We start from the raw sequence: 17,971 nt of genomic DNA, 5'->3' as shown, positions 1-17,971 counted from the left end.
ATGCCGGGCAAGGAGAGATGCCGATGACCCTCATCATGCCCCAGCCCGGGATCCTCGATATTGCCCCCTATGTGGGCGGGCAGTCGAAGATCGCGGGGCTGTCCGACGTGATCAAGCTTTCGTCGAACGAGAATCCCCTTGGCCCCTCGGAAAAGGCGCGTGCAGCGTTCTTGCGGACCGTCCACAGCCTGCATCGCTATCCCTCGACCGACCATGCCGAGCTGCGCGCCGCCATCGGCGAGGTGCACGGGGTCGATCCCGCCCGCGTGATCTGCGGCGTCGGCTCGGACGAGATCATCACCTTCCTGTGCCAGGCCTATGCCGGGCCGGGGGATGAGGTGATCCATACCCAGCACGGCTTTGCCATGTATCGCATATCCGCGCTTGCCGCCGGTGCCACGCCGGTCGAGGTGCCCGAGCGTGAGCGCGTGGTCGATGTCGACGCGATCCTTGCCGCCTGCACCGACCGCACGCGGCTGGTTTTCATCGCCAACCCCGCGAACCCCACCGGCACGATGATCCCCGCCGAAGACGCCGCGCGGCTGGCCGACGGTCTGCCGCCGCAGGCGATCCTCGTGCTCGACGGCGCCTATGCCGAATTCGTCGACGGCTTCGATGGCGGCGCGGCGCTGGTCGAGGCGCGGCAGAACGTGGTGATGACGCGCACGTTTTCAAAGATCTACGGTCTGGGGGGCTTGCGCATCGGCTGGGGCTATGGCCCGGCCGAACTGATCGGCGTGCTCGACCGCATCCGCGGGCCGTTCAACCTGTCCACGACCCAGCTTGACACCGCCGAGGCCGCGCTGCGCGACATCGACTACACGCGCCATTGCCAGGCCGAGAACGCCCGCATGCGCGCCTGGCTGACCGAGGCGCTGAACGGCATCGGCGTGCCGACCGACCGGAGCTTTGCCAATTTCGTTCTCGCCCGTTTCGCCGATCCGGCCGAGGCGCAGGAATGCGATGCCTTCCTGAAAACCCAGGGCCTGATCGTGCGCCAGGTCGCGGGCTACAAGCTGCCCGAGGCGCTGCGCATCACCGTGGGCGACGAACCGGCCTGCCGCCGCGTCGCCCACGCCATCGCCCGCTTCCGCGAGGGCGCGCGATGAGCGTGATCTATGACCGCGTGGCGCTGATCGGGCTGGGGCTGATCGCGGGCTCGATGGCGCTGGCGATGCGCCGGGCGGGCCTTGCCGGTGAAATCGTGGGCACCGCGCGCTCCGCCGAAACCCGCGCCATCGCGGCCGAGATCGGGCTTGTCGACCGGGTGACCGACACCGCAGCGCAGGCGGTCGCGGGGGCCGATCTGGTGGTGCTCGCCGTGCCGGTGGGCGCGATGGGCGCGCTGGCCGAGGAAATCGCGCCGCATCTCGCGCCCGGCGCCACCGTGACCGATGTGGGCTCGGTGAAACGCGCCGTGATCGACGCGGTCGGCCCCCATATTCCCGAAGGGGTGCATTTCATTCCGGCCCACCCGCTTGCGGGCACCGAACATTCCGGCCCCCGGTCGGGATTTGCCGAATTGTTCGACAACCGCTGGTGTCTTCTGGTGCCCGTGGACGCAACAGATCGCGTGGCAGTAGACCGGCTGCGCGAATTGTGGCAAAAGATGGGCGCCAATGTGGAGCAGATGGATGCCGATCACCACGATCTGGTGCTGGCGGTGACAAGCCATGTCCCGCATCTGATCGCCTATACGATGGTCGGTGTGGCCGACGACCTGCGCCGCGTCACCGACAGCGAGGTGATCAAGTATTCCGCCGCGGGCTTTCGCGATTTCACCCGGATCGCGGCCTCGGACCCGACCATGTGGCGCGACGTGTTCCTGACCAACAAGGACGCGACGCTGGACATCCTTGGCCGCTTCACCGAGGAGCTTTTCGCCCTGCAACGGGCGATCCGGACAGGGCAGGGCGACATGCTGTTCGACTATTTCACCCATACCCGCGCCATCCGCCGCGGCATCATCGAGGCCGGGCAGGACACCGATGCACCCGATTTCGGCCGCGCGAGGAAGCTGCAATGAGGCGGCTGTGGGGCGGCGCGCTGGTCCTGGCCCTGGCCGCTTCACCCGCGCTGGCCGGGCTCGAAACCTCGCCGCGTCCCGAACCGCGCCCGGCCTCCGAGCCATTTCAGGTCGCTCGCGCCGAGCCCGCCAGCCGACCGGCAGAGCTTCCCGCCGCCCTGCGCCCCGCGCCGCCGCGCGCGGCTGAACCCGAACGCCTGCCCGCCGCCGCGCTGGCCCGCTCGCTGCGACCGCAGCCGCGGCCCGAACGCAGCTTCCAGACGGCGGCCCTGTCGGCCGCCGCCATCCGCAGCCAGCCCTCGAACGTGCTGACGGCCAAACGCGGGGCGATCTGCGGCGATGACCGGATAAGGGGCGAGGAAATCGCGCCGATCCTCAGCCAGGTGCAGGGCTGCGGCGTCGATCGCCCGGTGCGCGTGACCTCGGTGGACGGCGTGCGGCTCAGCCAGACCGCGACGATGGATTGCGAAACCGCGCGCGCCTTGCGCCGCTGGGTCACCGACGGCGCGAAACCCGCAATCGGCAGGAAGGGCGGCGGCCTGGTCCAGCTCGAGGTGGCCGCGCATTACATCTGCCGGACGCGCAACCGGCAGGCCGGGGCAAAGATATCCGAGCATGGCCGCGGGCGCGCGGTGGACATCTCGGCGCTGACGCTGGCCAATGGCAGCCGGATCACTGTCCTGGGCGGCTGGCGCGACCCCGCCCAGGGCAAGATCCTGCGCCAGGTCCACAAGGCCGCCTGCGGCCCCTTCGGCACCGTCCTCGGCCCCGAATCCGACCGGTTCCACCAGGATCATTTCCACTTCGATACCGCGCGCCACCGCAACGGCGCCTATTGCCGCTAGCGGATCGTGAAATCCGGCACCGGGCCCAGCGGCACCGGACCCAGCCAGGTCTGACCGGCGGCAAGGCGCAGCGGCACGTCCAGCGTTTCGGGCCGCCCCGACAGCCTTGCGATCAGCCCCAGCGCCTCTTCCAGCCGGTCGGCAAGCCCGCCCGGCAACCGGCCCGAGGCGCGCGCAATCGCCACCATGTCGCGCCAGTTCGTCGCCCGCACCGTCAGCATGCCCGTGGGCAGGCCCGCCGCATCGACATCCAGCACCCCCGCCGCGCTCAGCTCCAGATCGCCCCATTTCGCGTCCAGCCGCGTCAGCTCGATCCGGGTGATCTGCGGCCGCCGTTCCTCTATCGCGCGGCGGTCCCAGGGCGCATCGAACGCCAGCACCGCGTCGATCCGCAGATGCTCGAACAGCCCCGGCAGGATACCCGCCCGGTCGACCAGCGCCACCAGCCGCGCGGGCAGCCGCACGTCTTCGGCCGCAAATCCGATCCGGTGCGTGTCCTCGCGCCCCTCGACCAATCCGGCGGTCATCTCGCCCCGCGCCAGCGAGGCCTCCCAGCCGAGGGACGAGGCGAGCGTAACCTCCTCCAGCGCATAGGCCGCCTGCATCACCTCCAGCGCCGGGCCGGGCCGGAAACCCAGCCGCCCCTCCATCCGAAGGGCGCCGATGGCAATGGTTTCGACCGGCGTCGCGATCTGCTGCACCTCGGGCCAGATCGCCAGGACCCGGTTCGGCCGGTGCGCCTCGGCCTCGATCCGGAAGGCGGGCGCGGTCCAGGCCAGACCTGTCCCGGGATCGGCCAGCGCCAGATCGCTCAGCGTAGTCTCGAAGCGCAGCGGAAACCCCGCCACCTGCACGTCCGCGTAATCCGCCGCCCAGCCCTCGGCCCGGCGCGTCTCGACCCAGGCCGCGATGCCGGTTTCCAGCCCGCGCGCCGCAAGCGCCCAGTAGCCCGACCAGAGCGCCGCGGCCAGGATCGCCACTGTCAGGATCAGACGCATCCGCAGCCCCCTTTCGCCCGTCCCCGCTTTGCGGTTTACAGGGGCCGGGCAACAAGGACCAGAACGATGCGCGACGGGCTATGGGTGTTCGGCTACGGCTCGCTCCTGTGGAAGCCGGGCTTTCCGGTGGCCGAACGGCGTCTGGCGCGGCTGGACGGCTGGCATCGCAGCTTCTGCATGCGCTCGATCCACCATCGCGGCACCGAGACCGATCCGGGGCTGGTGCTGGCGCTGGACGCCGCCCCCGGCGCCAGTTGCCACGGCGTCGTGCTGCGCGCCGAACCCGGCACCGAGACCGCGACGCTGGCCTATCTGCGCGAGCGCGAGCTGATCTCCTCGGCCTATTTCGAGACCGAGCTTGACGTGGTGTTCCAGGACGGCGCCGACGGGCTGACCAGCACCGCCTATGTGATCGACCCCGACCATGTGCAATATTGCGGCGGACTGCCGCTGGAAGATCAGGCGCAGATCATCGCGCGCGCGGCAGGCGGGATGGGGCCGAATGACGAATACCTGTTCAACACCGTCGATCACCTGACCGAACTGGGCATCGAGGATGCCGACCTGACCTGGCTGGCACACCGGGTTCGGGCACTCAAGACCTAATGATTGTTGTTCGGCCGGGTCCGATACCCTAGAATTAGGGGCGACATCAATCGGGACGGGGCGCCCCCATGGCCATGACCGAGCGCGAGGCCGAGCCGCAATTCTCCCGGCCGCTGCGCCAGATCTTCCTGATGCTGCTGTCGATCACGCTGTTCTCGGCCGGCGCCTACCTGGCCTATCCGCAGGTCGCGCCGGTCTTTCTGGCCAATCCCTATCTGAACGGCGCGATCTTCTTCGTGTTCCTCGTGGGCGTCGGGGCCTGTTTCCTTCAGGTGGTGCAACTGATCACCTCGGTCCGCTGGATCGAGGATTTCGCCGCAGGCCGCCCCGGCCACGAACTGACCCGCGCGCCGCGCCTTCTGGCCCCGCTGGCGGCCTTGTTGCGCAAGCGGCGGGGGCGGCGCATGCAGATCGGCGCGGCCTCGGCACGCTCCATCCTCGACTCGCTCGCCACCCGGATCGAGGAAGCCCGCGACATCACGCGCTATATCGTCAACCTCCTGATCTTCCTCGGGCTTCTCGGCACCTTCTACGGTCTTGCGACGGTCGTGCCCGCAGTGGTCGAGACGATCCGCTCGCTTGCGCCCCAGGCCGACGAAAGCGGTGTCGAGGTGTTCGGCCGGCTGATGACCGGGCTCGAGGCGCAACTGGGCGGCATGGGCGTGGCGTTCTCCTCGTCGCTGCTGGGGCTCGCGGGCTCGCTGGTCGTGGGGTTGCTGGAACTGTTCGCGGGCCATGGCCAGAATCGCTTCTATCGCGAGCTCGAGGAATGGCTGTCGACCATCACGCGGCTTGGCCTGTCGGCGGGCGAGGGCGAGGGCGAAACCGGGACCGAGACCGGGATCCTCGCCGCCACGCTCGACCAGTTGGCCGAGCAGATGGAGGGCATGCACGCGCTCTTCTCCCGCGCCGACGAGGCCCGCCAGTCGCTGGAAAACCGTGTCGCGGCGCTGGCCGATGCCGTTGAAACCCTGGGCGTCGCGATCGAGGCCCAGCTTGGCTACAGCCAGGACGTGACCGCCGCGCTGGCCCGCGTGGCCCAGGGCCAGGAACGCGCCGCCGCGGCGATCGAGGCGCGGATGGGCGAGGAGGGCGCGATGGCCGATGCCGAGGCGCGGATGCGCCTGCGCTCGATCGACATGCAGCTTCTGCGCATCCTCGAAGAGCTGTCCTCGGGGCGGCAGGAAACCGTGACCGACCTGCGCGGCGATCTCGCGGCGCTTGGCCGGGCGCTTGCGCGCCTTGCGCCGGAAGACCGGAAATGGAGCTGATCGCATGGCCCTGACCCGGCGCGGCAACCGGTTCCAGGCCTCGATCTGGCCGGGCTTCGTCGATGCGATGACCGCCCTGCTGCTGGTGCTGATGTTCGTGCTCTCGATCTTCATGATCGTGCAGGAGATGCTGCGCGAGACGATCACCGGCCAGCGCAGCGAACTGTCCCGCCTCGGGGCCGAGATCGCCGCCCTGTCCGACGCGCTCGGGATGGAACGCAGCCGCGCCGCCGACCTCGAACAGGAGGTCGGCGCCCTGACCGGCGCATTGGGCGCGGCGCGGGCCGAGGCCGAGGCGCAGGCGGCAAGGATCGCGACGCTTCAGGTCGAGCGCGCCGACCTTCTGTCCGAGCAGGAACGGCTCGCCCGAAGCCTCGCCGCGACCCGCGCCGAGGTCGATGCCCAGGCCGAGGCCGCCCGCCTGGCCGCCGCCCGGCGCGAGGCGCTCGAAGCCCTGATCGCCGATCTGCGCACCGAACAGGCCGGAACCGAGGCCGCGCGGGCCGCCCTGGCGGGCGAGGTCGCGGCCTTGCAGGCCGAGCTGTCAGAGGAAGAGGCCGCCCGTCTGGCCGAGGCCGCCGCCGCACAGGCGCTGCGCGACCGGCTTGCGGGCGCCGAGGACGAGTTGACCGCGATGGGCCTCGCGCTCGAGGCCGAACGCGCGCGGGCCGAAGACACGCTGACGCTGCTGGCCGCCGCCGATGCCGCCCGCGCCGCGGCCGAGGCGCAGGCCGCCGAGACGCTGGATGAAGCCGAACGGCGCGCCGCCCTTCTGGCGCAGGCCGACCGCACGCTGGCCGAGCAGGAGGCCGCCTCGGCCGAAAGCCAGCGCCGCGTGACCCTCCTGAACCGGCAACTGGCCGCACTCCGGGCCGAACTGGGGGATTTGCAGACGCTGCTCGAGGCGTCCGACGAGCGCGACGCCGCCGCACAGGTGCAGATCGAAACGCTGGGCAACCGGCTGAACGCCGCCCTTGCCCGTGCGGCCGCGGAACAGCGCGCGCGGGCCGAACTGGAGGCCGCCGAGCGCATCCGGCTGGAGGAAGAGGCGCGGCGGCTGGCCGAGGAAAAGCGGGATCTGGAGAGTTACCGCTCGGAATTCTTCGGAGAGTTGCGCCGCCTTCTGGCCGGGCGCGAAGGCGTGCGCATCGTCGGCGACCGCTTCGTCTTCTCGTCGGAGGTGCTGTTCCAGACCGCCCGCGCGCAGCTCTCGCCCGATGGCGCGGCGCAGATCGCCAATGTCGTGACGATCCTGCGCGACGTGGCCGACGACATCCCCGCCGAGATCGACTGGATCCTTCGCGTCGACGGGCATACCGACGACGTGCCGCTTGCCCCGGGGGCGGAGTTCGCCGACAACTGGGCGCTCAGCCAGGCACGCGCGCTCTCGGTCGTGCGCTACATGATCGACGAGCTGGGCTTTGCCCCCGACCGTCTGGCCGCGACCGGCTTCGGCGAGTTTCATCCCGTGGCCAAAGGCGCCTCCGACGAGGCGCGCGCCCAGAACCGGCGGATCGAACTGAAACTGACCGAGCGTTAGGAAAAGGCCGCATATGGGCGGCCGACGAAAAACCCGCGGCCGGTCGGGCCGCGGGCAGGTCTTTCATCGCCACAAGGGCGCGGGATCACTCCGCCGTCAGCAGCGGCGGCTTCTTCGAGTCGATCCGGCGTTTCTCGGGCTCTTCGATCTGCAGGTCGATCTCGCCATCCTTGATGCCGACCTTGACGACGCCGCCCTTGGCCAGCTTGCCGAACAGCAATTCCTCGGCCAGCGGTTTCTTGATCGTCTCCTGGATCACCCGCGCCAGCGGCCGCGCGCCCATCTTGTCGTCATAGCCCTTCTCGGCCAGCCATTCGGCCGCGGGCTGGGTCAGTTCGATGGTCACGTTGCGATCCAGAAGCTGCGCCTCAAGCTGCAGGACGAACTTCTCGACCACCTGGATGATGGTTTCGCGCGGCAGCGGCTGGAAGCTGATGACCGCGTCCAGACGGTTGCGGAACTCCGGCGTGAAGGTCCGCTCGATCGCGGCCGTATCCTCGCCCTCGCGCCGCTCGCGGCCGAAGCCGATGGCCGCCTTCGCCTGTTCCGCCGCACCCGCGTTCGAGGTCATGATCAGCACCACGTTGCGGAAATCGACCTGGCGGCCATTGTGGTCGGTCAGCTTGCCGTGGTCCATCACCTGCAGCAGGATGTTGAACACATCCGGATGCGCCTTCTCGATCTCGTCGAGCAGCAGCACGCAATGCGGGTTCTGGTCGACCCCGTCGGTCAGCAGCCCGCCCTGGTCGAAACCGACATAGCCGGGCGGTGCGCCGATCAGGCGGCTGACCGCATGCTTCTCCATGTATTCCGACATGTCGAAGCGCAGCAGTTCCACACCCAGCGTCGAGGCCAGCTGCTTGGCCACCTCGGTCTTGCCGACGCCCGTGGGCCCGGCGAACAGGTAGTTGCCGATGGGTTTCTCGGGTTCGCGCAAGCCCGCGCGGGCCAGCTTGATCGCCGAGGCCAGCGCCTCGATCGCCTTGTCCTGGCCAAAGACCACCCGCTTGAGCGTGGTCTCCAGATCCTTCAGCACCTTGGCGTCGTCCTTGCTGACATTCTTCGGCGGGATGCGGGCGATCTTGGCCACCACGGCCTCGATCTCCTTGGTGCCGATGGTCTTGCGCCGCTTGCTCTCGGCCAGCAGATGCTGGGCCGCGCCCGCCTCGTCGATCACGTCGATCGCCTTGTCGGGCAGCTTGCGGTCATGGATGTAGCGCGCGGACAGCTCGACCGCGCTGCGGATCGCGTCCGAGGTGTATTTCACGTCGTGATGATCCTCGAAATAGGGCTTGATGCCCTTGAGGATCTTGACCGCGTCCTCGACCGAGGGCTCGTTCACGTCGATCTTCTGGAACCGGCGCGACAGCGCGCGGTCCTTCTCGAAATGCTGGCGGAACTCCTTGTAGGTCGTGCTCCCCATGCAGCGCAGCTTGCCGCCCTGAAGCGCCGGTTTCAGCAGGTTCGAGGCGTCCATCGCCCCGCCGCTGGTGGCGCCCGCGCCGATCACCGTGTGGATCTCGTCGATGAAGAGAACCGCGTCGGGATGGTCCTCCAGCTCGTTCACGACCGCCTTCAGCCGTTCCTCGAAATCGCCGCGATAGCGGGTGCCGGCCAGCAGCGCCCCCATGTCCAGCGAGTAGATCGTCGATTTCGACAGCACCTCGGGCGTCTCGCCCTTGACGATCTTGCGCGCCAGCCCCTCGGCGATGGCGGTCTTGCCCACGCCCGGATCGCCCACCAGCAGCGGGTTGTTCTTGCGCCGGCGGCACAGCACCTGGATGCAGCGTTCCACTTCATGGTCGCGCCCGATCAGCGGGTCGACATCGCCCTTGCGGGCCTTGGCATTCAGGTCGACGCAATATTTCGAAAGGGCGGATTCGCGCGACTCCGTGCCTTCCGACTGGCCCGAGGGCTGCGTCTCTTCCTCGAAATCGCTGGCCCCGGTGACCGGGCGATGCTCGCCGAAGGACGGGTCCTTGGCCACGCCATGCGCGATGAAATTCACCGCATCGTAGCGCGTCATGTCCTGTTCCTGCAGGAAATAGGCCGCGTTCGACTCCCGTTCGGCAAAGATCGCGACCAGCACATTGGCCCCGGTGACCTCGGTCCGGCCGGAACTCTGGACATGGATCGCGGCGCGCTGGATCACGCGCTGGAAGGCGGCGGTCGGCACCGCCTCGGATCCTTCGATATCGGTGACGAGCGTGGACAGCTCGTCCTCGATGAAATCGGTCAGTGTCTTGCGCAGCTCGTCCAGATCGACCGAACAGGCCCGCATCACCTTGGCGGCGTCCGGTTCGTCGATCAGGGCCAGAAGAAGATGTTCCAGCGTGGCCAGTTCATGCCGTCGGGCATTGGCCAGGGCGAGCGCGGCATGGATGGCTTGCTCGAGTGTGTTCGAAAACGAAGGCACGAGACGCGCTCCTTTCTACCTGCGGTCGACAGGGGGCGACACCCACCTTCGACCTTGGCCTCTCAGGGTTAAGTTTTGGTGTTTGCGGGCAGGCTTCAAGTTTTTTCTGTTCAAATCTTGGCCGCCATCCCGGAAACGCCATGTTTTTCGGCACTCTTCGCGGATTCAGAAGCGGTCCTTCCGTCCGCGGATCTCGGCAAAGACCGCCGCGTCGGGGGCGTTTTCCATCCCCAGGGCGCGCTTCACCTCGGCAAGCCCCGCGCGCAGGAACGGGTTTGTGGCCCGTTCTTCGGCCAGCCGCGAGGGCACGGTGGGCCGACCCGCCGCGCGCAAGGCGGCGATCTCGTCCATCCGCGCCTTCAGCGCGGCATTCTCCGGCTCGATGGTCTGCGCGAAACGCCCGTTCGCGGCGGTGTATTCATGGCCCGAGAATACCTCCGTCCCGGGCGGCAGCGCGGCCAGCTTGCACAGGCTCGCCCACATCATCTCGGGCGTGCCCTCGAACAGCCGCCCGCAACCCAGCGCCATCAGGCTGTCGGCGGTGAACACCGCGCCCGACCCGGCGAAGTGATAGGCGATATGTCCGACCGTGTGCCCCGGAACCTCCAGCACCTCCCCCGTTTCGCCGCCGATCGCGACCCGGTCGCCCTCCGCCACGGCGGTATCCAGCGGCGGCAGGCGGTGCGCATCGGCCGCCGCGCCGGTGACCCGGGCGCCATGGGCTGCGCGCAGCGCCTCGACGCCGCCCACATGGTCGTGATGGTGATGCGTGATCAGGATATCACTCAGCCGCCAGCCGCGTTCGGCCAGCGCCGCCTCGATGGGTCCGGCCTCGGGCGCGTCGATCACCGCCGTCGCGCCGGTTGCCGGATCATGCGCCAGATAGGCGTAATTGTCGCTCAGGCAGGGAACGGTCACGATCTCCAGGGGCATGGCATTCTGTCTCCACATGGCTATCTTGGTCCCCGTGACCCTGGCCCGAAGGCAGCACGCGCCGCAATGCACCTCGACGTCCTGGACCTGAGGAACTTCTACTACCGCACCAATCTGGGGCGCGTGGCGCAATCTGCAATCCGCGCCCAGGTCGTGGACATCTGGCCCGAGGCCAAGGGCCAGACGGTTGCGGGCTTCGGCTTCGCCGTGCCGCTGATGCGGCCCTTCACCCAGGACGCGCGCCGGGTGATCGCGCTGATGCCGGGCCAGCAGGGGGTGATGCCCTGGCCCGCGGGGCAGGACAATGTCTCGGTTCTGTGCGAAGAGACCGCCTGGCCCTTGCCCGACGGCTTCGTGGACAAGCTGATCCTGCTGCACGGTCTGGAAACCTCGGAGAACCCGGCCGCCGTGCTGGAAGAGGCATCGCGCGTGCTCGGCCCCGGCGGGCGGGCGCTGTTCGTCGTGCCGAACCGCTCGGGGCTCTGGGCGCGGCGCGACGGCACGCCCTTCGGGTTCGGGCGGCCCTATTCCAACGGCCAGCTCGAATCGCAGCTGCGTCACCACGGTTTCGAGCCCGAGGCGCATCGCGCCGCCCTGTTCGCACCGCCGACCGCACGTCGATTCTGGCTCCGGACCGCGGGCATGTGGGAAAATGCCGGACGTCGCATTTCTGCCTATTACGCGGGCGGTGTGCTGATCGTCGAGGCGACCAAGCGTGTCTACCGCCCGACCGGGCTGAGCGTGAAGGACGGCCTGACCCGCCCGCTGCGCATCCTCGAGGGCCTGCCCGCCCGCGGCCCGGAGCCCGCCTGAGCGCAGCCAATCAACGGGTTTCGCCGCCCCGCAGCATGCGCGCGATCGCCGCGTCCGGCGCGCCGGATTCCGCTTGCCGACGGGGCCGCGCGGCGCGACCGTGACATGCGCGCGAATAAGGCCCTATAGGCGGTTGCGAGGTTCCCCCGCCTCTGCTACACCCACGCCGATTTCGGAGCGTGCCCGTCCGGGTGCGCCGCTTGATCTGCCCCTCACCCGTCCCAGGCGGCATTCACAGGGGCCACAGACATCGGAAGGGTTGACGTGTCCGAACCAGCCTCGATTTCGTCCGGCATCGCCGCGCGATACGCCACCGCTCTGTTCGAGATCGCGAAGGATGCCAATGCCGTCGCCGCGCTTGAGGGCGATGTCGACAAGATCGACGCCGTGCTGAAGGACAGCGCCGATTTCCGCGACCTGATCGCCTCGCCGATCTATTCGCGCGACGAGCAATCCAACGCGATCGCCGCGATCGCGCCGCGCATCGGCATCGGTCTGATGACCTCGAACACCATGCGCCTGATGGCGTCCAACCGCCGCCTCTTCGCCCTGCCGCAACTGATCGCGCAACTGCGCGCGCAGATCGCCGAGTACAAGGGCGAGATCAGCGCCGATGTCGTCTCGGCCCGGCCGCTCTCGGACGCGCAGAAGGCCAAGCTTGCCGCCGCGCTCAAGGCCAATGCCGGCAAGGACGTCAAGATCAACGCCACCGTCGATGAGCGTCTCATCGGCGGCCTCGTCGTCAAGCTGGGCTCGAAGATGATCGACACCTCGATCCGCGCGCGGCTCAGTGCTCTCCAGAACACCATGAAAGAGGTCGGATAAATGGGTATCCAAGCAGCTGAGATCTCTGCGATCCTCAAGGAGCAGATCAAGAACTTCGGTCAGCAGGCCGAAGTCGCAGAGGTGGGCCGCGTGCTGTCGGTCGGCGACGGGATCGCCCGTGTCCACGGCCTCGACAATGTCCAGGCCGGCGAGATGGTGGAATTCCCCGGCGGCATCCGCGGCATGGCGCTGAACCTCGAGACCGACAATGTCGGCATCGTGATCTTCGGCTCTGACCGCGACATCAAGGAAGGCGATACCGTCAAGCGCACGAACTCGATCGTGGACGTGCCGGTGGGCGACGCGCTTCTGGGCCGCGTGGTCGACGCGCTGGGCAACCCGATCGACGGCAAGGGCCCGATCGCGACGACCGAGCGCCGCGTCGCCGACGTCAAGGCGCCGGGCATCATCCCGCGCAAATCGGTGCATGAACCCATGGCCACCGGCCTGAAATCGGTCGACGCCATGATCCCGATCGGCCGCGGCCAGCGCGAACTCATCATCGGCGACCGCCAGACCGGCAAGACCGCCGTCGCGCTCGACGCGATCCTGAACCAGAAATCCTATAACGAGGCCGCCGGCGACGACGAGAGCAAGAAGCTCTACTGCGTCTATGTCGCCGTGGGGCAGAAGCGCTCGACCGTCGCCCAGCTGGTCAAGAAGCTGGAAGAGACCGGCGCCATGGCCTATTCGATCGTCGTGGCCGCGACCGCCTCCGACCCCGCGCCGATGCAGTTCCTCGCGCCCTATTCGGCGACCGCGATCGGTGAATTCTTCCGCGACAACGGCCGCCACGCGCTGATGATCTATGACGACCTGTCGAAACAGGCCGTGGCCTATCGCCAGATGTCGCTGCTGCTGCGCCGCCCGCCGGGGCGCGAGGCCTATCCGGGCGACGTGTTCTACCTGCATTCCCGCCTGCTGGAACGTTCGGCCAAGCTGAACGAGGATCACGGCGCGGGCTCGCTGACGGCGCTGCCGATCATCGAGACCCAGGCGGGCGACGTGTCGGCCTATATCCCGACCAACGTGATCTCGATCACGGACGGCCAGATCTTCCTCGAAACCGACCTGTTCTACCAGGGCATCCGCCCGGCCGTGAACACCGGCCTGTCGGTGTCGCGCGTCGGCTCCTCGGCCCAGACCAAGGCGATGTCCTCGGTCGCCGGTCCGGTGAAACTGTCGCTGGCGCAATATCGCGAGATGGCGGCCTTCGCGCAGTTCGGCTCGGATCTCGACGCCTCGACCCAGCGCCTGCTGAACCGCGGCGCGCGCCTGACCGAACTGATGAAGCAGCCGCAATACTCGCCGCTGACCAACGCGGAAATCGTCTGCGTGATCTTCGCCGGCACCAATGGCTATCTCGACAATGTCGCGGTCAAGGATGTCGGCCGGTACGAGGCGGCGCTGCTGACCTTCCTGCGCTCGAAGCATCAGGCGCTGCTGGACGACATCACCAACAACGACCGCAAGGTGAAGGGCGAGCTTGAGGACAAGATCAAGGGCGTGCTCGACGAATTCGCCAAGACTTTCGCCTAAGCCGCGGGTCAGGATCGGATAGATGCCCAGCCTCAAGGATCTGAAGAACCGGATCGGAAGCGTCAAGAACACGCGGAAGATCACGAAGGCCATGCAGATGGTCGCGGCGGCCAAGCTCCGCCGCGCCCAGGAGGCCGCCGAAAGCGCGCGCCCCTATGCCGAGCAGATGCAGAAGGTGATGTCCGGCCTCGCCGCGTCGTCCACCGGGGCCGCCAACGCGCCCCGGCTGCTGGTCGGCACCGGGTCGGACAAGGTGCACCTGCTGGTGGTCATGACCGCCGAGCGCGGCCTGTGCGGGGCGTTCAACTCGTCGATCGTGCGTCTGGCCAAGACCCGGATCAACGACCTTGTCCGCCAGGGCAAGACGGTCAAGATCCTCACCGTGGGCCGCAAGGGCCGCGAACAGCTCAAGCGCGACTTCGCCGCGCTGATGATCGGCCATATCGACCTGTCCGAGGTCAAGCGCGTCGGCTATGACAATGCCCGCCAGATCACCGACGATCTGATCGAGCGGTTCAAGGCCGGGGAATTCGACGTCGCGACGATCTTCTTCAGCCGCTTCCGCTCGGTCATCAGCCAGGAGCCGACGGCCCAGCAGATCATCCCCGCGGTGTTCGACGCGCCCGAGGCGTTCTCGACCATCTACAGCTTCGAGCCGACCGAGGGCGAGATCATGGCCGAACTGCTGCCGCGCGGCGTGGCCACCCAGATCTTTGCCGCGCTTCTGGAGAACGGCGCCTCGGAACAGGGTGCGCGGATGTCGGCCATGGACAGCGCCACCCGCAACGCGGGCGACATGATCGACCGGCTGACCATCGTGTACAACCGCTCGCGTCAGGCTGCGATCACCAAGGAACTCATCGAAATCATTTCGGGCGCCGAGGCGCTCTAGCGGAACCGGAGAAACGCAATGGCAAACGCTGTAGGCAAAATCACCCAGGTGATCGGCGCCGTCGTCGACGTGCAGTTCGAGGCCCACCTGCCCGAAATTCTGAACGCGCTGGAAACCGACAACAACGGCAAGCGGCTGGTGCTGGAAGTGGCCCAGCACCTTGGCGAGAACACCGTGCGCACCATCGCCATGGACGCGACCGAGGGTCTCGTGCGCGGCGCCCGCGTCACCGATACCGGCGGCCCGATCTCGGTGCCGGTGGGCGATGCCACGCTCGGGCGTATCCTCAACGTCATCGGCGAGCCGATCGACGAGAAGGGCCCCATCGTGGCCAAGGAGACCCGTTCCATCCATCAGCCGGCCCCCGAATTCGCCGAACAGGCGACCTCGTCCGACATCCTCGTGACCGGCATCAAGGTCATCGACCTGCTCGCGCCCTATTCCAAGGGCGGCAAGGTGGGCCTCTTCGGCGGTGCCGGGGTGGGCAAGACCGTGCTCATCATGGAACTGATCAACAACATCGCCAAGGTGCACTCGGGCTATTCCGTGTTCGCCGGGGTGGGCGAGCGGACCCGTGAGGGCAACGACCTCTACCACGAGATGATGGATTCCGAAGTCATCAAGATCGACAACCTGTCGGAATCCAAGGTGGCGCTGGTCTATGGCCAGATGAACGAGCCGCCCGGCGCGCGCGCCCGCGTCGCGCTGACCGGCCTGACGCTGGCCGAACAGTTCCGCGACCAGTCCGGGACCGACGTGCTGTTCTTCGTCGACAACATCTTCCGCTTTACCCAGGCGGGGTCCGAGGTGTCGGCGCTTCTGGGCCGCATCCCCTCGGCGGTGGGCTACCAGCCGACGCTGGCCACCGACATGGGCCAGATGCAGGAACGCATCACCTCGACCAAGGCGGGATCGATCACCTCGATCCAGGCCGTCTACGTTCCCGCGGACGACCTGACCGACCCCGCGCCCGCCACCACCTTCGCCCACCTCGACGCCACGACCGTGCTGTCGCGCGCGATCTCGGAGCTTGGCATCTACCCGGCGGTGGACCCGCTCGACTCCTCGTCGCGGATCCTCGATCCGGCGATCGTCGGCGAAGAGCATTACCAGGTGGCCCGCGACGTGCAGGGGATCCTGCAACGCTACAAGTCGCTGCAGGACATCATCGCGATCCTCGGCATGGACGAACTGTCCGAAGAGGACAAGCTGACCGTGTCGCGCGCGCGCAAGATCCAGCGCTTCCTGTCGCAGCCCTTCGACGTGGCCAAGGTGTTCACCGGCTCCGACGGCATCCAGGTGCCGCTGGAAAAGACCATCGACAGCTTCAAGCGCGTCGTGGCGGGCGAGTTCGACCACCTGCCCGAGGCTGCCTTCTACATGGTGGGCGGCATCGACGAGGTGATCGCCAAGGCCGAGAAGATGGCGGCCGAAGCCGCCTGACCGGGCACAAGGCGCCGGGTGATCCCGCCCGGCGCGCGTTTTCCAAGGAGGCATCATGGCCGACACGCTGCAATTCGACCTCGTCGCGCCCGAGCGCCGCGTCGCCTCGGAGCGCGCCCTTCAGGTCGTCATTCCGGGTTTCGAGGGCGATCTGACCGCGCTGCCCAAGCACGCGCCGATGATCACCACCCTGCGCCCCGGCGTGCTCGAAGTCTTTACCGAGAAGGGCAGCCAGAAATACATCGTCACCGGCGGTTTCGCCGAGATCACCTCCGACCGCGCCACCGTGCTGGCCGAACGCTCGCATGCGGTCGAGGAGGTCACGCAGGAAATGATCGAGGAGATGATCGCCGCCGCCCGCGCCGCGCATCGCGAGGCCAAGGCCGAGATCGTGGACGCCTCGGCCAAGATGCTGGCCGACATGGTGGCGATGGGCTCGCGCATGGGCTTCGAGCCGAAGAACTGACAGGGCGCAGCCGTCCATCCGACAAGGCCCCGCCCCGGCGGGGCCTTTGCCGTTTCCGGGGCCTCTCAGCCCGCCGCCCTGGGCCGATGCCGCCGCCGCACACTTGCGGGCCGCCCATCCAGCGCCAGCCGACTGTCGTTCCGCGCCTTCTCGGCCACCACGCGGCCTTTGGCGATCACCGCCAGCCGGTCGGGCCGCAGCCGGATCGCCTCCACCGGGTCGCCCGCATCCAGCACCACCAGCGAGGCCAGTGCGCCTTCATGCAGGCCATAGCCCTCCAGATGCAGGATCCTCGCGTTCTCGACCGTCACCATCTCGAAACAGCGCCGCATCTCCTCGGGCGCGGTCATCTGCGCCACATGCAGCCCCATGAAGGCCACGTCCAGCATGTCCGCCGTGCCGAGGCTGTACCACGGATCGCGCACGCAATCCTGCCCCCAGCCGACCGTGATGCCATGGGCCTGCATCTCCTTGACCCGCGTCAGGCCCCGCCGCTTGGGATAGGTGTCGTGGCGGCCTTGCAGGACGATATTGATCAGCGGGTTGGGGATCGCGGCAAGCCCCGCCTCGGCCATCAGCGGCAAGAGCTTCGAGACATAGTAATTGTCCATCGAATGCATCGAGGTCAGGTGACTGCCCGCCACCCGGCCCTGCAACCCCAGCCTCTGGGTCTCGAAGGCCAGCGTCTCGATATGGCGCGACAGTGGATCGTCGGTCTCGTCGCAATGCATGTCGACCAGCAGCCCGCGCTCCGCCGCGATCTCGCATAGCGCCCGGACCGAAGCACGCCCTTCCTCCATACTGCGCTCGAAATGCGGGATGCCGCCCACCACCTCCACGCCCATGTCCAGCGCGCGGATCGTGTTGGCCTGCGCCGTCGGGTCACGAAAGAACCCGTCCTGCGGGAAGGCCACCAGTTGCAGGTCGAGCCAGGGTTTCACCCGGTCCCGCACATGCAGCAGCGCCTCAACCCCCTTCAGCGCATCGTCGCAGGTGTCGACATGGCTGCGGATCGCCAGAAGGCCCATGCTCACCGCCCAGTCGCAATAGGAAAGCGCCCGGTCCACCATCTCCTCGACCGTGGCCTGCGCCTTCAACTCCCCCCACAGCGCGATCCCCTCCAAAAGCGTGCCCGAGGCGTTGATCCGCGGCGTGCCATAGCTCAGCGTCGCGTCCAGATGGAAATGCGGATCGACGAAGGGCGGGCTGACCAGATCGCCCGCGGCCTCGATCACCCGGCCCGCCGTGGACCCCGCCAGATCGCCCACCGCCGCGATCCGGTCGCCGCGCGTGCCGATATCGGCCACGCGCCCGTCTGTCAGGGTGCCGCCCCGGATCAGGATATCGAACTCGGCCAT

At 68.0% G+C, this 17,971-nt stretch carries 16 protein-coding genes; 12 read left to right on the top strand and 4 right to left on the bottom strand.

What is annotated here, in order from left to right; genetic code table 11:
- Window positions 1–23: 23 nt before the first annotated feature.
- The 3 genes from hisC to NHN26_RS14005 are packed head-to-tail and all read left to right on the top strand — an operon-like array spanning window position 24 to window position 2,871.
- On the top strand, window positions 24–1,109 hold the full coding sequence (gene hisC, locus NHN26_RS14015) for a histidinol-phosphate transaminase (RefSeq protein ID WP_253090027.1): 1,086 nt from the start codon (window positions 24–26) through the stop codon (window positions 1,107–1,109).
- A complete protein-coding gene (locus NHN26_RS14010) occupies window positions 1,106–2,026 on the top strand; it encodes a prephenate/arogenate dehydrogenase family protein (protein ID WP_253090026.1) in 921 nt (306 codons plus the stop codon). Before hisC ends, NHN26_RS14010 begins: the two co-directional genes overlap by 4 nt.
- Window positions 2,023–2,871 (top strand): extensin-like domain-containing protein, encoded by an 849-nt coding sequence (locus NHN26_RS14005; protein ID WP_253090025.1) that lies wholly within the window; start codon window positions 2,023–2,025, stop codon window positions 2,869–2,871. The genes NHN26_RS14010 and NHN26_RS14005 overlap by 4 nt, the downstream gene beginning before the upstream one ends.
- On the opposite strand, the gene NHN26_RS14000 is transcribed toward NHN26_RS14005, so the two are convergent.
- Window positions 2,868–3,869 (bottom strand): DUF2125 domain-containing protein, encoded by a 1,002-nt coding sequence (locus NHN26_RS14000; protein WP_253090024.1) that lies wholly within the window; start codon window positions 3,867–3,869, stop codon window positions 2,868–2,870. The two genes, NHN26_RS14005 and NHN26_RS14000, sit on opposite strands and share 4 nt — an antisense overlap.
- A 66-nt stretch (window positions 3,870–3,935) precedes the next feature.
- Between NHN26_RS14000 and NHN26_RS13995 the strand changes: the two genes are divergently transcribed.
- From NHN26_RS13995 to NHN26_RS13985, 3 genes are all read left to right on the top strand, one after another.
- Window positions 3,936–4,475 (top strand): gamma-glutamylcyclotransferase, encoded by a 540-nt coding sequence (locus NHN26_RS13995; RefSeq protein WP_253090023.1) that lies wholly within the window; start codon window positions 3,936–3,938, stop codon window positions 4,473–4,475.
- A 68-nt stretch (window positions 4,476–4,543) separates the two neighbouring features.
- On the top strand, window positions 4,544–5,746 hold the full coding sequence (locus NHN26_RS13990) for a biopolymer transporter ExbB (RefSeq protein ID WP_253090022.1): 1,203 nt from the start codon (window positions 4,544–4,546) through the stop codon (window positions 5,744–5,746).
- Window positions 5,747–5,750: 4 nt separating this feature from the next.
- A complete protein-coding gene (locus NHN26_RS13985) occupies window positions 5,751–7,286 on the top strand; it encodes a peptidoglycan -binding protein (protein ID WP_253090021.1) in 1,536 nt (511 codons plus the stop codon).
- Between the two features lie 85 nt (window positions 7,287–7,371).
- Here NHN26_RS13985 and clpA read toward each other — a convergent pair whose 3' ends face one another.
- A complete protein-coding gene (clpA, locus tag NHN26_RS13980) occupies window positions 7,372–9,702 on the bottom strand; it encodes an ATP-dependent Clp protease ATP-binding subunit ClpA (RefSeq protein WP_253090020.1) in 2,331 nt (776 codons plus the stop codon).
- A gap of 165 nt (window positions 9,703–9,867) precedes the next feature.
- The gene (gene gloB, locus NHN26_RS13975) at window positions 9,868–10,635 is read right to left on the bottom strand and encodes a hydroxyacylglutathione hydrolase (protein ID WP_253090019.1); all 768 of its coding nucleotides are present in this window, start codon (window positions 10,633–10,635) and stop codon (window positions 9,868–9,870) included.
- Between the two features lie 66 nt (window positions 10,636–10,701).
- Between gloB and NHN26_RS13970 the strand changes: the two genes are divergently transcribed.
- The 6 genes from NHN26_RS13970 (at window position 10,702) to NHN26_RS13945 (ending at window position 16,613) form a co-directional block, all read left to right on the top strand.
- Window positions 10,702–11,448, top strand: a complete 747-nt coding sequence (locus tag NHN26_RS13970; protein WP_253090018.1) for a class I SAM-dependent methyltransferase — start codon at window positions 10,702–10,704, stop codon at window positions 11,446–11,448.
- Between the two features lie 264 nt (window positions 11,449–11,712).
- Entirely contained in the window at window positions 11,713–12,273 is a 561-nt protein-coding gene (locus tag NHN26_RS13965) for a F0F1 ATP synthase subunit delta (protein WP_253090017.1), read from the top strand.
- Window positions 12,274–13,812, top strand: a complete 1,539-nt coding sequence (gene atpA, locus NHN26_RS13960; protein WP_253090016.1) for a F0F1 ATP synthase subunit alpha — start codon at window positions 12,274–12,276, stop codon at window positions 13,810–13,812.
- Window positions 13,813–13,834: 22 nt separating this feature from the next.
- Entirely contained in the window at window positions 13,835–14,704 is an 870-nt protein-coding gene (locus NHN26_RS13955) for a F0F1 ATP synthase subunit gamma (protein ID WP_253090015.1), read from the top strand.
- An 18-nt stretch (window positions 14,705–14,722) separates the two neighbouring features.
- Complete coding sequence (atpD, locus tag NHN26_RS13950) at window positions 14,723–16,147, top strand: F0F1 ATP synthase subunit beta (RefSeq protein ID WP_253090014.1); 1,425 nt, start codon at window positions 14,723–14,725, stop codon at window positions 16,145–16,147.
- A gap of 55 nt (window positions 16,148–16,202) precedes the next feature.
- Window positions 16,203–16,613, top strand: a complete 411-nt coding sequence (locus NHN26_RS13945) for a F0F1 ATP synthase subunit epsilon (protein WP_253090013.1) — start codon at window positions 16,203–16,205, stop codon at window positions 16,611–16,613.
- A 65-nt stretch (window positions 16,614–16,678) separates the two neighbouring features.
- On the opposite strand, the gene NHN26_RS13940 is transcribed toward NHN26_RS13945, so the two are convergent.
- Window positions 16,679–17,971, bottom strand: a complete 1,293-nt coding sequence (locus tag NHN26_RS13940) for an amidohydrolase family protein (RefSeq protein WP_253090012.1) — start codon at window positions 17,969–17,971, stop codon at window positions 16,679–16,681.

Source organism: Rhodovulum tesquicola (assembly GCF_024128855.1).
GTDB classification, from domain to species: Bacteria; Pseudomonadota; Alphaproteobacteria; order Rhodobacterales; family Rhodobacteraceae; genus Rhodovulum; species Rhodovulum tesquicola.
The sequence above is the reverse complement of the archived record's forward strand: the minus strand, read 5'-3'. Positions and strand labels throughout refer to the sequence as shown.

What these genes read in the sequence shown, in the direction of transcription:
- NHN26_RS13970 (WP_253090018.1), top strand. Translation starts at nt 10,702, where the DNA reads ATGCACCTCGACGTCCTGGACCTGAGGAACTTCTACTACCGCACCAAT.
- NHN26_RS14000 (WP_253090024.1), bottom strand. Translation starts at nt 3,869, where the DNA reads ATGCGTCTGATCCTGACAGTGGCGATCCTGGCCGCGGCGCTCTGGTCG.
- NHN26_RS13940 (WP_253090012.1), bottom strand. Translation starts at nt 17,971, where the DNA reads ATGGCCGAGTTCGATATCCTGATCCGGGGCGGCACCCTGACAGACGGG.
- atpA (WP_253090016.1), top strand. Translation starts at nt 12,274, where the DNA reads ATGGGTATCCAAGCAGCTGAGATCTCTGCGATCCTCAAGGAGCAGATC.
- NHN26_RS13985 (WP_253090021.1), top strand. Translation starts at nt 5,751, where the DNA reads ATGGCCCTGACCCGGCGCGGCAACCGGTTCCAGGCCTCGATCTGGCCG.
- NHN26_RS13995 (WP_253090023.1), top strand. Translation starts at nt 3,936, where the DNA reads ATGCGCGACGGGCTATGGGTGTTCGGCTACGGCTCGCTCCTGTGGAAG.
- gloB (WP_253090019.1), bottom strand. Translation starts at nt 10,635, where the DNA reads ATGCCCCTGGAGATCGTGACCGTTCCCTGCCTGAGCGACAATTACGCC.
- NHN26_RS13945 (WP_253090013.1), top strand. Translation starts at nt 16,203, where the DNA reads ATGGCCGACACGCTGCAATTCGACCTCGTCGCGCCCGAGCGCCGCGTC.
- hisC (WP_253090027.1), top strand. Translation starts at nt 24, where the DNA reads ATGACCCTCATCATGCCCCAGCCCGGGATCCTCGATATTGCCCCCTAT.
- NHN26_RS14010 (WP_253090026.1), top strand. Translation starts at nt 1,106, where the DNA reads ATGAGCGTGATCTATGACCGCGTGGCGCTGATCGGGCTGGGGCTGATC.
- NHN26_RS13955 (WP_253090015.1), top strand. Translation starts at nt 13,835, where the DNA reads ATGCCCAGCCTCAAGGATCTGAAGAACCGGATCGGAAGCGTCAAGAAC.
- atpD (WP_253090014.1), top strand. Translation starts at nt 14,723, where the DNA reads ATGGCAAACGCTGTAGGCAAAATCACCCAGGTGATCGGCGCCGTCGTC.
- NHN26_RS14005 (WP_253090025.1), top strand. Translation starts at nt 2,023, where the DNA reads ATGAGGCGGCTGTGGGGCGGCGCGCTGGTCCTGGCCCTGGCCGCTTCA.
- NHN26_RS13990 (WP_253090022.1), top strand. Translation starts at nt 4,544, where the DNA reads ATGGCCATGACCGAGCGCGAGGCCGAGCCGCAATTCTCCCGGCCGCTG.